Origin of the sequence: Rhodococcus sp. ZPP, from assembly GCF_017656075.1 — a bacterium.
Classification (GTDB): Bacteria; Actinomycetota; Actinomycetes; order Mycobacteriales; family Mycobacteriaceae; genus Rhodococcus_F; species Rhodococcus_F oxybenzonivorans.
Genome location: NZ_CP058639.1, coordinates 40,730 through 53,245, shown reverse-complemented (window position 1 = coordinate 53,245; position 12,516 = coordinate 40,730). Strand labels below are relative to the sequence as shown.

Genomic DNA, 12,516 nt, shown 5'->3' with positions numbered 1-12,516 from the left:
CATGTGGGGGCCGTTGCCGGACGTGCTCGATCGGGCATGTACCTACTACAAGGACAACGTCGCGATCGTCGATGGTGATCGTCGGGTGACCTATCGCGAGCTTCTCGACTGGCGCAACCAGGTAGCGAACGGACTCGTCTCTCTGGGGCTGCAGAAGGGCGAGCGCGTCGGCCTGCTGATGCCGAACTGCTTGGAATTCATCCCCACGCAGCACGGAATCTGGGCTGCCGGCGGAGTGCTGGTGCAGATGCCTACGCGTAACGCTGCCAACGCATTCCGGTCGAGTCTCTCCCAGACCGATGCCACCACGCTGATCTATCACGCCCAGTTCGACGCAGTCGTCGCCGAGATCAGAGGTGACCTGCCGAAGCTGCAGACGGTGATCCGGATCGGGAGCAGTCCGGCTTCGGCGCCCCCTGAGATCGGCGAAGTGTTCGGCTACGACGGACTCTTCCGCTCGCAGCCGACGGTTCGCCCCGAGGTGGAGATCGACGTCCACGACGAGGCGTACGTCCTGTTCACCTCCGGGAGCACCGGGGACCCCAAGGGTGTGGTCAACTCGCACTTCACCTGGGGCCACTACAGCATCACCGCGGGTCTCGAGATCGGCGACATCGCCTGGGGTGAGGTCTTCGCGCACGGTGCGCCACTGACGCACTACACGCAGATCTTCGTCATGCCGACATTCCTGCGGGGCGGCACCAACGTGATGCTGCCCGGGTTGGACGTGGACAAACTGCTCAGCACCATCGAGCAGGAGAAGGTGACCGCGACCGCCGTCGTTCCCACCATCATCTACCTGCTGCTCGACCATCCGCGCCGCGAAGCGCATGACCTGTCTTCGCTGCGGACGATGGTCTACGCGGGATCTCCCATCGCACCCGACCGGCTGCGTCAGGCGTTGGATGTGTTCGGCCCGATCTTCATCCAGGCCTACGCCGGGACCGAACCCGGGTACGTCTCCTGTCTGCGCAAGAACGAGCACCGGGTGGACAGCGAGGTGTGGATTAAGCGGCTCGCTTCGGCCGGTCGGCCCCTGTTCCACGTCGACGTGACGATCCAGGACGAAACAGATCAGGTGTTGCCGCTGGGCGAACCCGGTGAGATCGTGTCCCGGCAGCTCGGGCAGATGCTCAGCTACGTCGACGTCTCCCGCAACGCCGAGGCGCTGCGGGACGGCTGGGTGCACACCGGCGATATCGGTCGCCTCGACGAGGACGGGTTCCTCTACATCGTCGACCGCAAGAAGGACCTGGTGGTCACCGGCGGATTCAACGTGTTTCCGCGACAGGTTGAGGATGCCCTGGCCGGCCATGCCGCAGTTGCGCAGGCAGCAGTGATCGGAGTCCCCCACGAGAAGTGGGGCGAAGCGGTACACGCGGTCATCGCTCTCAAGAGCGGTGTCACGGCAACCGAGCAGGAACTGATCGATCACGTCAAAAGGGAGATGGGCAGCGTCCATGCTCCCAAAACGGTGGCATTCGTCGATACCCTTCCGGTCAATCCGGCCGGAAAGATCGACAAGAAATCGATCCGTGCCCCGTTCTGGGAAGGGCGGGACCGCCAGATCAGCTGACCATCGAACCTTCGACACAGCACTGCTGTCGCTAGTCACATCAGAGAAAGAGGAGCACGCCGATGAGCGTCCCGCACTACTCGCTCTATATCAACGGCGAATGGGTTGATACCGGCGAGAACTACGAAATCCGTAGCCCTGCAACCGAAGAGCTTGTCGCTACCGTCGCCAAGGGTGGCGTGGCGCAGGTCGACCAGGCCGTCGCCGCGGCCAAGGCGGCGCATGAAGAGGGCACCTGGCGGCGTACCCCGCCCGCGCAACGCGCAGCCCTGCTCAACGATGTCGCCACGCGCCTCGGCGGCCGTATCGACGAGCTCGCCGCGCTCCAGACACGGGAGAACGGCGCCACCATCCGGATCACCGGGGCCCTGCATATCGGGTTGTCGATCGCTCAGATGCAGTATCTGGCTGACCAGGCCGCCACCTACGAGTTCGAGACGGCGGGTCCCGAGATCGGGCCGGTGCCGGCCGAAGGTCTCGTCCGGCGCGAGCCGCTGGGTGTGGTTGCGGCGATCGTGCCGTGGAACATTCCGCTGCTGGTCATCGTGTGGAAGATTGCCCCGGCCCTCGCAGCGGGTAACACGGTCGTCCTCAAGCCTGACGAGCACGCCCCCCTGGTCGCGCTCGAGCTGGCGAAGGAGTTCGAGGCGGTTGGCCTGCCGCCCGGCGTGCTCAACGTGGTGACCGGCGACGGCGAACCCACCGGCGCGCACCTCAGCGGTCACCCCGATGTCCGCAAGGTGGCCTTCACCGGTTCCACCGCGGTCGGCAAGAGCATCCTGCGTCAGTCGGCCGACACCGTGAAGCGAGTGACCCTCGAACTCGGTGGCAAGGGACCGAACATCATTCTCGACAGCGCCGACCTCGACACCGCGATCGACGGTGCGCTGTTCGCGGCCCTGGCCAACAACGGCCAGGCCTGTGAAGCCGGTACCCGACTGCTGATTCCGTCGAGCAACCGCGACGAGATCATCTCGCGTCTGGTCGAGCGTGCCCGCACGCTGAAGGTCGGTGATCCGCTCGACCCCGCGACCGGAGTCGGGCCGATCATCTCCAAGGTCCAGCACCAGCGGATCCTCGACTACTTCGCTATCGCCGAAACCGAGGGCGCCAAGGCCGTGATCGGCGGCGGTGTTCCCACCGGTCCCGGGTTCGACAAGGGCTACTGGATCGAACCGACAATCTTCGTCGGTGTGACCAACGACGCCAGGATCGCACGCGAAGAGGTGTTCGGACCGGTCCTGGTCGTGCTCACCTACGACTCGGTCGAGGAGGCGATCAAGATCGCCAACGACACCGATTACGGACTGTCCGCCGGGGTATGGGGCGACGAGGACCAGGCGATCGAGATCGCCCGCGAACTCGATGCAGGCATGGTGTGGATCAATGACTGGCACGTCATTCATCCCGCCTACCCGTTCGGTGGATTCAAGCAGAGTGGTCTGGGCCGTGAAGGCGGTCCCCACGCTCTCGACGAGTACACCGAGGCGAAGTTCATCTCGTTGAATCGCTCTCCGGGTCCGGAGGCGCGTGCCTTCGCGATCGTCATCGACCCGGCCTGATAAATGTCGTGATCGACCCGATCTGATAGATACGGCCCCTGCACGATTCATCCATCGGAATCGTGCAGGGGCCGATATCTGTTCCGCCTCATTACTGCTGCCGAGCGGATGCGGCATTGCTGCTGTGCCGGATAGTGAACTGCGGAAGCGCTACGCACGTGTTCCGGGCCTCCGCCAACCCGCCCTCGATCGGAGTTCTCGAGGCAGCACAGGTAGTGGTGTCCGCGGTCGGCGCCACCGTGCTCTGCGTCAGCGCATGTCACCCGGCCGGACTGCCCGGCAACTTCGTCCTCTTCCCGTCCACGTTCTTCGGAGTGAAAGTCGGGCGGGTGGGCCGGTGATTGGTGCGCTACAAGACGAACCCGTCGACCTGGCTCGTGGCGACGGGTTCGATTGCCGCTATCGTGGTCTTTTGCGTCCCCGCGGTGCGGCGCGCTTCGTTCCGAAGCGCAGGCGGTAGACGATGTCGAGTCGGAGGCAGCGGCGGCGGTCTGATCGCAAGGAATCCTGCATGGTCATCCCCATGCCCGCCGCAGGGCTCGCTGCGGTGTTAGGTCGTCGTCGAATTCACTCCGAGGACGGCGAGTGCCGAATCGGCAAGGATCTGCCGGAGGCGGTCGATCGGTAGCCCGACACTGTGGAACAAGCTCGATTGAATTGCCCCGATCGCGGCGTGCACGACCGCTCGGGCTTCTCCGTCGTCGAGGTCCGAGCGTAGCTCGTCGACCAGGTGTACCCACTCCTCGATGTAGAGCCGCTGCTTTCGGCGCAGGCGCCGGCGGTCGTCTTCGGGGAGGTTGTGGATTTCGTTGTGGTAGACCTGCGCGACCTCGCGTTTTCCGACGACGAATTCGATTTGTCCTTCGACCAGCTCACGCAGTGCCTGCTCGAGTTCGATGCCGCTGTCGAGGGTGCGCTCCGCGTCTTCGAGGAGGCGGTCTATCGCGCTGTCGAAGAGTTCGACGAGGACGGCGGACTTGCTGTCGAAGTGCCGGTAGATCGCGGAGCCGGTGATCCCGGACGCGGCACCGATGTCGGCCATCGACACGGAATTGAAGCCATTGCGCGCCACCAGGTCAGCCGCGGCGGCCAAGATCCGGTAGCGGCGCGCCGGGTCCCGTGTTCGTACCGGCTCGATTCTGTCGTCGATCATCCCACTACTCTCCACCATCGTCGTCTCACCTTCTTTCATAGTGCTCGGCAAACGTGTCCCGAACCACGTTCTTCTGGATCTTGCCAGTCGTGGTTCGGGGGAGCGCATCGACCACGATGATCGACTTGGGGGTCTTGTACGGATCGATCAACTGTTTGATCTTGCTGATCAGTGTCGCGGGATCGACTGTTGCCCCCGAGGCCGGCACCACGACCGCGGTGATCGCCTCGCTCCATCGGTGGTGGGGGAGCCCGACGACAGTGGCCTCCGCGATGAGCGGATCGGCCTGATAGATCGCTCGCTCCACTTCGAGGGAGGAGACGTTCTCGCCGCCGGTCTTGATGACGTCCTTGAACCGGTCGGTGAACCAGAGGATGCCGTCGTCGTCGAATCGTCCGATGTCGCCGGAATGGAACCATCCGTGGGCGAAGGCCTCGGCGGTGGCCTCGGGGTTGTCCAGGTATTCGGTCATGGTGTGCGGGCTTCGGTAGACGATCTCGCCCTCGCCCCCCGCCGGCAGGAGTCCGCCGTCCTGTCCCATGATGGCCGCTTGCACCCCGATCACCGGCGTTCCGACAGCGCCGGTGTGGGTCAGCTGGTGTTCGGGACGGAACAGCGTGGTCGTCGGACTCATCTCCGTCTGGCCGAACAATAGGTAGAAGTCGCAGGCAAAGACGTCGATGCAGCGTTCGATCAGGTGCCGCGGCATGGGGGCCATGGCGTATAGAGCGCGGCGAAGCGAGGAGAGATCGCGGGCACCGATGTCCGCATGCTCGAGCATTTCGCTGTACATCATCGGGAGGGCGAAGATCTGGGTGATTCGTTCGGATTCGATCAGGGCCAACAGGCGGCCAGCGTCGAAGCGGCGTTCGATGAATATCGTGGCCCCGACCATGATCGCCGCGGTGCAGTGGGTGTTGAGTTGCGCGGTGTGAAACATCGGCATCATTGCGACGAACCGGTCGTCCTCACGGAACTGGGCCTCGAGCGCCATGGTCATCGACTCGAGGTAGATCGCGGCGTGGTTTCCCACCACTCCTTTCGGGAAGGAGGTGGTGCCACTGGTGTACAGGTATGACAGCGGGGCGCGGTCGGCGATGACATGCTCAGGTTCGGAATCCGGCGAACCGCTGGACAGGTCCGCGAAGGCGGTCACGGTGGGATCCCCTGTGGTGCCGTCGCCGTCGATCAGAAAGATGTCAACGAGGCCGAATGGAGCGGCGAGAGCGTCTTGGACTCGCGACAGGGATTCGGTCTCGACGACGACCGCTGTGGCCGCCGAATGGTCGAGGACATAGGAGATTTCGCTTGTGCCCCAACCGAGATTGATCGGCACGCATACCAGCCCCAGTTTCGCGCAGGCGTAGTAGGTGACGAGGAACTCCGCGCAATTGCCGGACGCGAGCGCGAGCGCGTCGCCGCTGCGGAGGCCGTGGCGGTGCAGGCCGTGGGAGACGCGGTTGACCCAGCTGTTGAACTCGCGGTAGGTGAATCGACGGTCCCCGTCGATCAGGGCCAGTGCCTCGGGTCTGCGCCAGGCCGCCCGGGTGAGGCTGTCACCGACGTTGATCCGGTGGATCAGGTTGCGACCGATTTCGGTGGTGGACATCGTGTTCCTCAGTTCGGGGGAGGCGCTTTCAGTAGGACCGGGGCAGTTGCAGGCTGTGTTGGGCTACGTAGTTGAGGATCATCTCGCGGCTCACCGGGGCGATCCGCAGAAGCCGGGCAAGCCCCCACTGCGGGAGGAGTCCGTAGTCGTTGCTCAGTCCGTTGCCGCCGTGCGTCTGGATGGCGGCATCTGCCGCCGCGACCGCGGCCTCGGCGGCGGCGTACTTCGCCACGTTCGATGCCTCGGCCGCGGGTTTACCGTGCTCGTACAACCATGCGGCCTTCGCAGTGGCCAGGGCGGCCAGCTGCACCTCGATCTGCGCCTTTGCCAGCGGGTGGGACAGTCCCTGATGCATGCCGATCGGCTGGCCCCAGACCGTGCGTGTTCGCGCGTACTCGGCCGCGCGGGCCAGGGTGAACCGGCCGACTCCGACACAGATTGCGGCGCCGGTGATTCGCTCGGGGTTGAGTCCGTCGAAGACCTGGGAGAAGCCCTGGTGCTCGACTCCCAGCAGGCTGTCGGCCGGAACCCGTACGTTGTCGAAGTGCAGGGTGAACTGCTTTTCGGGGAGGGCGACCCCGACCGGGAGCGCGTGTTTGACCAACCCCGGGGCATCGGTGGGGATCAGGAACAATGACAGTTGTGCCCGGCCGGTCAACTCGTCGTGTCCGGTACGGGCGACGACCACGAGCGCCTCCGCCTCATCGACACCCGAGATGTAGTATTTCGTGCCATTCAGAAGGTAGTCGTCGCCGTCGCGAACGGCGTGCGTGGACAGTTGGTGCGTGTTCGAACCCGCGTCGGGCTCGGTGATCGCGAAGACCACCTTGGTCTCGCCCGACGCCATGCCCGGGAGCCATCGTTGACGCTGGTCGTCGCTGCCGTACTTGGCAATCAATTCCCCGGAGATGGCGCTGGAGACGAGCAGGAGCAGCAGTGGACAGCCGTGCGCGGCGGTTTCCTCGCAGACCAGGGCGAGCTCCGTCATCCCGGCGCCGCCCCCGCCGTACTCCTCCGGGAGGTTGATCCCGATGAAACCGCTGTGACCCAGCGCCTTCCACAGTTCCGTGGTCGGTTCATGTGCCAACGCGTTGCGGGTGTAGTAGTCGGGACCGAACTTGGTGGTGATGGCGGCGACCGCCTCGCGGATCGCGACGTGCTCGTCGGATTCGGTGAAGTCCATGGTGGTTCCTCCAGTGGGGGGCGGGCGTCGCCGCCGGTGGCGTCAGTTGGTCTCGGGGAGCAATGTCGTCGGGATGTCGGTGTGCCGGGCGCGAAGGTACTCACCGAGACCCTTGGCTTGCGCGTCCGTGCGGGTCGAGGACGCCACTCCGTCGCCCAGGAATCCGACGATGACGAAGTTCAGTGCCCGGAGGTTCGGGAGCTCGTAGCGGTGCACGGGCAGGGACACCGCCTCGGGAACCAGCTCGATGAACTTGTCGACGGTCAGGTGCCGGCGCAGCCAGTCCCACCGTTCCGGGGTGTCGGTCCACACACCGACGTTCGCCTTGCCGCCCTTGTCGCCGGAGCGGGCGGCCACTACGGACCCCAACGCCAGACGCGCGGTCGGTACCGTGTCGGCTGCTTCGTCGTGCGGTGCCGGCGTCAGTGCCGGTGCCGGTGTCTGGGTTCGCGGGCAGTGGTCGATGAGTTCCGTGGTGCCGTCGGCGTGGAAGACCACATGTTCGATTTCGCGTGCCGGGATGAGCGTGGGCCAGTAGACACCGAATTCCGATGCCGAAGACGGCGGGGTGGTGGTGTGGAAACCCGCATAGCCGGCGACGGCGATCTCGGTGACCGCGTTGGAGAAGGCGCGGTCGACCTTGGCGCGATCGGCGTCCTTGACGGTCACCCGCAGGTGCGCTGTCGATTGGGCGGCGGTGGGCGGGTCGGGAATGTCGTAGCGGAGCAGTTGGACGTCGACGTCGTCGAACTTTTCTTTCCCACCGAGTATCTCGAACAGCTCGTCGACCGCCCAGGCGGCCTTTTCTTCGATGTCGAGTCCGGTGAGAACCAGGGTCATCGTGTTGCGGAAGCCGCCGATGTAGTTCATCGCGACCTTCAGGTCGGGCGGCGGGGGGCTGCCCGTGGTTCCGGCCACCCGGACCCGGTCGGGACCCTCTTGGGTGATCTCGATCGTCTCGAAATGCGCGGCCACGTCCGGGTTCAGGTAGAGCGGGCCGTCGATCTCGTACAACAACTGGGCCGTGACGGTTCCCACGGACACCAGGCCTCCGGTTCCGGGGTCCTTGGTGATGACAAAGCTGCCGTCGTGCGCGATTTCGGCGATCGGGGAGCCGGGGTAACGGCGATCGTGCACTTCCCGAATTTGGGAATAGTTGCCGCCGGTCGCTTGCGGGCCGCACTCGATGATGTGTCCGGCGGCCACCGCCCCGGCAAGGGCGTCGAAGTCGGTGCGCGCCCAGGCGTGCCACCAGGCGCTGGTGCCGACGACGAGCGCTGCGTCGGTGACGCGTGGGCAGATCACCACGTCGGCACCCTTCCTCAATGCTGCGGCGATACCCCAGCCACCGAGGTAGGCGTTCGCCGACACGGGGCTCACACCGGCCTCCGCCAACGTGCTGCCTTTGTCGAGGTGGCGGAACTCGTGTCCTTCGGCTTGGAGTGATTTGAGCCGGGGCCGGATGTCGTCGCCCTCGAGATGCGCGACGGTCAGGTCGAGCCCCTGGTCGGCGATGAGTGTGCGGACCTCGTCGGCGAGACCGGCGGGATTGAGACCTCCGGCGTTCACGACGATCTTGATTCCCTTGGCGGCGCAGTCGGCGAGTGATTGACGGGCCTGGGTGAGGAAGGTTTTCGCGTAGCCGGTGGTGGGGTCCTTCTTGCGGGCCTTCCAGAGGATGAGCATGGTCAGTTCGGCCAGGTAGTCGCCGGTGATCACGTCGACCGGGCTGCCGTCGACCATGTCGCGGAAGGCGGAGAGCCGGTCGCCGTAGAACCCCGATGCGTTGCCGATACGGATCGGCCGGCGCGGGGTGTCGGACTCGCTCATCGGGTTCCTCCAGTGGTTGACGGGGCGGCGAGGCTGGGCCGGCCGCTGCCGGGGGCACCGGCGAAGGCCTGGGCTATGCCCATCCAGGTTCGGGCGACGGGGCCGGTGACGACGAGGCGGGTGTCGGCCACGTTGCGCCGTTGAGTGACGACGAGGACGAAGTCCTCGGCCGGACCTACGACGGAGTTCTCGGCGTCAGCGGATCCCCACGTCCACGCATTGGCGTCGGGGTGCGGGGCCTGCAAGACCACTCGGACAGGGTGGTCGGGCACGGGCAGCCCATTGAGCTGATGGGCGAAGGCGAAGGTACTCACCCCCAGGTGCGCGATGCTGCGCAGACCCGGACTGGCCTGGTGTCGTAGGCCGAGGGCATCGTAGATATCCCGGCCGTGCGCCCACGTTTCCATCAACCGTGCGGTGGCCGACGAGGCGACACTCATGTCGGGTCCGTACCAGGGCATCCGTGCCTTGGGGTCGGTCCGTCGCAGCGTCTTGAGCAACTCGCTTCGAGAGTGGACGAACCACTCTTCCAGGTCTCGGTGGGACATCGTCCGTAGGTCACGAGCGATCCGGTCCGGAAAATCCATGCCACCGGCGATCAGGGCAGCGGATTCTTCCCGGAACCGGTCCGGATCCTCGATCGCGGTTCTCGCAGCGTCGTCGAAGAAGGCCAGATGTGAGACCTGATCGCGCACACCCCAGCCGTCGGCTGGGGTGTCGATCTCCCATTGATCCGGGGTGAGATCGCGAAGAACGAGGATCAGGCGCACGGTTTCGACGTCGACGTCGTCGAGGAGCCCCGCATAGTCCAGTGCCATCAGTGCCCCTTCCAGTGCGGGCGCCGCTTCTCGCTGAAGGCGAGCATTCCCTCTTGGGCATCGTCGCTGAGGTACACGGGTTCCCAGATCTTTTCGGCCATCTCGAACGCCCCGGACAGGGGATGCTCGGCGGTCAGTCTGGCGGTCTTCTTGCCGGCACTCACCGACAGCGGCGCATTGGCAGCGATCAACTCGGCGAACCTTTGTGTGGCTTCGGTCAATTCGTCGGGCTCGACGACCTGGTTGACGAAGCCGATCTCGTAGGCACGCTGGGCGGTCAGGGCCGCGCCGGTGAGCACGATTTCCATGGCAATCCGCGGCGGGACCATCAATGGCAGCGGAGCCGCCCAGGGTGAGCCGCGGCCGATCTTCACCTCGGAAATGGCGAAGGTCGCCGTACTCGAGGCGATACAGAGGTCGCAGGTTTGTGCCAGCAGGAAGCCACCGGCGAAGGCGGCACCGTTGACGGCCGCGATGGTCGGCTTGTCGACTTCGATGTTGCGGCCGAACTGGGGAACGAAGTCCACGGGCGGGACGGTGAGTTGTTCCTGACTCATTTCCTTGAGATCACCGCCTGCGCAGAACGCCTTGTCGCCACTGCCGGTGAGAACGAGCACCTTCGCGGACTCGTCGTCGTTGAAGCGCCGGACGCCGGCGAACAGGCCCTCCCGCACCGCGCGGTTGAGGCTGTTGCGGGCATCGGGCCGGTTGATCGTGAGCCATGCGACGGAATTGCGCACCTCGTAGGTGACCGCCGCGGTGGAGGTGTCGTGTGTCATCTATGCGTCCTCCTGCCCGTCGTGCACCACGGCGAGCACAGTTCCGGAGTCGACCTGCTGGCCGACGGTGACGGGAATCTTCGTCACCACTCCATCGATGGGGGCCTTGACCGTGTGCTCCATCTTCATGGCCTCGAGCACGACGACGGCGGCGCCGGCTGTGATTTCGTCTCCCTCGGAGACCTCGATCCGCACGACCGAGCCGGGCATCGGCGCGAGCAGGGAACCGGATTCCTGCACATCGCTCGGGTCGGGGAATCGTTCCACCTCGTGCAATTCGGTGGCACCCAGGGCGCTGTTGACGAAATGCGCGGCACCGTCACGGACGATCGAATAGCGGCGGCGCACACCCTCGATGACCGCATCGACCAGGGTAGGGGAGGTCTCGATGAGCTCGATGCCGTCGATGTCGCGGCCGTCGACGGCCGCGTTGACCCGGTCGCGGAGAAACTCGTATGTGGCCTCGATCTCGTTGTCGCCGTGGCGGAACAGCACTGCCTGGGGTGCACTGCGGACAGTGCGGAAGCCGGAGGGAAGTCCCGGCAGCGTCGCCGTCGTTGCTCGGCGCTCGGACTGAACGGCGACCGCGGCGACGAGCGCGTGAGTCGCGGTGGTGGCGTCGTCGTTGACGCGGCCGGCGGTCAGATCGGCGACCGAGTGCCGGTCGAGGTAGCCGGTGTCGGTCTGCCCGTTGCGGAACTCGGGTTCTCGGAGAATTCCGATCAGCAGATCGCGGTTGGTGGTCACGCCGTGGATGAGTGATTCGTCCAGTGCCCGAGCCACCCGGTCACAGGCCTCTTCCCGGGTACGGCCGAATCCGATCACCTTCGCCAGCATCGGATCGTAGAAGGTACTGACGGTGGACCCCGATGCAAATCCCGCGTCGACGCGGATGCCGGGGAGGTCGGCGATCTCGAAGGTGGTCAGCTTCCCGGATACCGGCACGAATCCGGCCGGCACGTCCTCGGCGTAGAGACGAACCTCGACAGCGTGTCCGTTGAACTCCGGTGATTCGATCTCGGGGGGCAGCTTCTGGCCGGCGGCAACGAGGAGCTGTCCTCGCACCAGGTCTGTTCCGGTGACGAGCTCGGTGACCGGGTGCTCCACCTGAAGTCGGGTGTTGACCTCGAGGAAATAGAAGGCGCCGTCGGGTGCCATCACGAATTCGACGGTGCCGGCACCCTCGTAATTGAGCGCCTTACCCGCCGAGACCGCGGCGGCGCCGAGTTCTTCGCGCAACTCCCGGTCGACTGCCGTCGAAGGGGATTCCTCGACAATCTTCTGGTAGCGACGCTGGATGGAGCACTCTCGTTCGCCCAGATGAACGACGTTGCCGAAGCTGTCACCGAAGATCTGCACCTCGATGTGCCGTGGCGACTGAACGAACTTCTCCAGGAAGACGGTGCCGTTGCCGAACGCCGACTGTGCCTCGCGGCGGGCGCTGCGGACTGCTTCGACGATCTCGTCGCGGTCGTTGACGATCCGCATCCCGCGGCCGCCGCCGCCGAACGCTGCCTTGACCAGGACCGGCAACCCGATGTCGTCTGTAGCCGACCGCAGCCGCTCCGGATCTTCGTCGGATTCGCTCTCGATCACCATCCCCGGCAGCACCGGGACCCCCGCATCCGCCATGATGCGCTTGGCCTCGATCTTCGATCCCATCGCCGCGATCGCCTCGGGCGAGGGACCGACAAAGATGATGCCCTCGTCCTTGCATCGTCGTGCGAAGTCCTCGTTCTCCGAGAGGAACCCGTAGCCGGGGTGGATGGCGTCCGCGCCGGTACGGTGTGCGGCCGCGACAACCAGATCGACCCGAAGGTAGGTGTCGGTGGGGGTGGTGCCGGGAAGGTGGATGGACTCGTCGGCCTCAAGCACGTACGGAGAATCGCGATCGGCGTCGGAATAGAGCGCCACCGTCGAGATGTCCATTTCGCGCGCCGTCCTGATGATGCGCGACGCGATTTCGCCTCGGTTGGCGATCAGCAGCTTGGTGATCGTTGACACTG

At 65.3% G+C, this 12,516-nt stretch carries 10 protein-coding genes; 3 read left to right on the top strand and 7 right to left on the bottom strand.

All coding sequences use genetic code 11. From position 1 onward, the window contains the following. Position 1 precedes the first annotated feature (1 nt). The 3 genes from HYG77_RS31535 to HYG77_RS31525 all read left to right on the top strand — a co-directional run bounded on the left by HYG77_RS31535 (position 2) and on the right by HYG77_RS31525 (position 3,479). Positions 2 to 1,576 (top strand): AMP-binding protein, encoded by a 1,575-nt coding sequence (locus HYG77_RS31535; RefSeq protein ID WP_169693097.1) that lies wholly within the window; start codon positions 2 to 4, stop codon positions 1,574 to 1,576. A 62-nt stretch (positions 1,577 to 1,638) separates the two neighbouring features. Beyond that, on the top strand, positions 1,639 to 3,138 hold the full coding sequence (locus tag HYG77_RS31530; protein WP_208963625.1) for an aldehyde dehydrogenase family protein: 1,500 nt from the start codon (positions 1,639 to 1,641) through the stop codon (positions 3,136 to 3,138). A 158-nt stretch (positions 3,139 to 3,296) separates the two neighbouring features. Further along, positions 3,297 to 3,479, top strand: coding sequence for a hypothetical protein (locus HYG77_RS31525; protein ID WP_208963624.1), 183 nt, complete (start codon positions 3,297 to 3,299; stop codon positions 3,477 to 3,479). Between the two features lie 209 nt (positions 3,480 to 3,688). Here the strand turns inward: HYG77_RS31525 and HYG77_RS31520 are convergent, their stop codons facing one another. From HYG77_RS31520 to HYG77_RS31490, 7 genes are read right to left on the bottom strand one after another with little or no spacing between them, the layout of a single operon-like run. Further along, the gene (locus HYG77_RS31520) at positions 3,689 to 4,291 is read right to left on the bottom strand and encodes a TetR/AcrR family transcriptional regulator (protein WP_159929166.1); all 603 of its coding nucleotides are present in this window, start codon (positions 4,289 to 4,291) and stop codon (positions 3,689 to 3,691) included. Positions 4,292 to 4,316: 25 nt separating this feature from the next. Beyond that, on the bottom strand, positions 4,317 to 5,900 hold the full coding sequence (locus tag HYG77_RS31515; protein ID WP_208963623.1) for an AMP-binding protein: 1,584 nt from the start codon (positions 5,898 to 5,900) through the stop codon (positions 4,317 to 4,319). A gap of 28 nt (positions 5,901 to 5,928) precedes the next feature. Further along, positions 5,929 to 7,083: an acyl-CoA dehydrogenase family protein gene (locus HYG77_RS31510; RefSeq protein WP_005563695.1), complete on the bottom strand. Its 1,155-nt coding sequence runs from the start codon at positions 7,081 to 7,083 to the stop codon at positions 5,929 to 5,931. 42 nt (positions 7,084 to 7,125) lie between these two features. Then, complete coding sequence (locus HYG77_RS31505; RefSeq protein ID WP_208963622.1) at positions 7,126 to 8,913, bottom strand: acyclic terpene utilization AtuA family protein; 1,788 nt, start codon at positions 8,911 to 8,913, stop codon at positions 7,126 to 7,128. Further along, on the bottom strand, positions 8,910 to 9,731 hold the full coding sequence (locus HYG77_RS31500; protein ID WP_208963621.1) for a TIGR03084 family metal-binding protein: 822 nt from the start codon (positions 9,729 to 9,731) through the stop codon (positions 8,910 to 8,912). Before HYG77_RS31500 ends, HYG77_RS31505 begins: the two co-directional genes overlap by 4 nt. Then, complete coding sequence (locus tag HYG77_RS31495; protein ID WP_159928967.1) at positions 9,731 to 10,510, bottom strand: enoyl-CoA hydratase-related protein; 780 nt, start codon at positions 10,508 to 10,510, stop codon at positions 9,731 to 9,733. The genes HYG77_RS31500 and HYG77_RS31495 overlap by 1 nt, the downstream gene beginning before the upstream one ends. After that, the gene (locus tag HYG77_RS31490; protein WP_208963620.1) at positions 10,511 to 12,514 is read right to left on the bottom strand and encodes a biotin carboxylase N-terminal domain-containing protein; all 2,004 of its coding nucleotides are present in this window, start codon (positions 12,512 to 12,514) and stop codon (positions 10,511 to 10,513) included. Between the last annotated feature and the right edge of the window lie 2 nt (positions 12,515 to 12,516).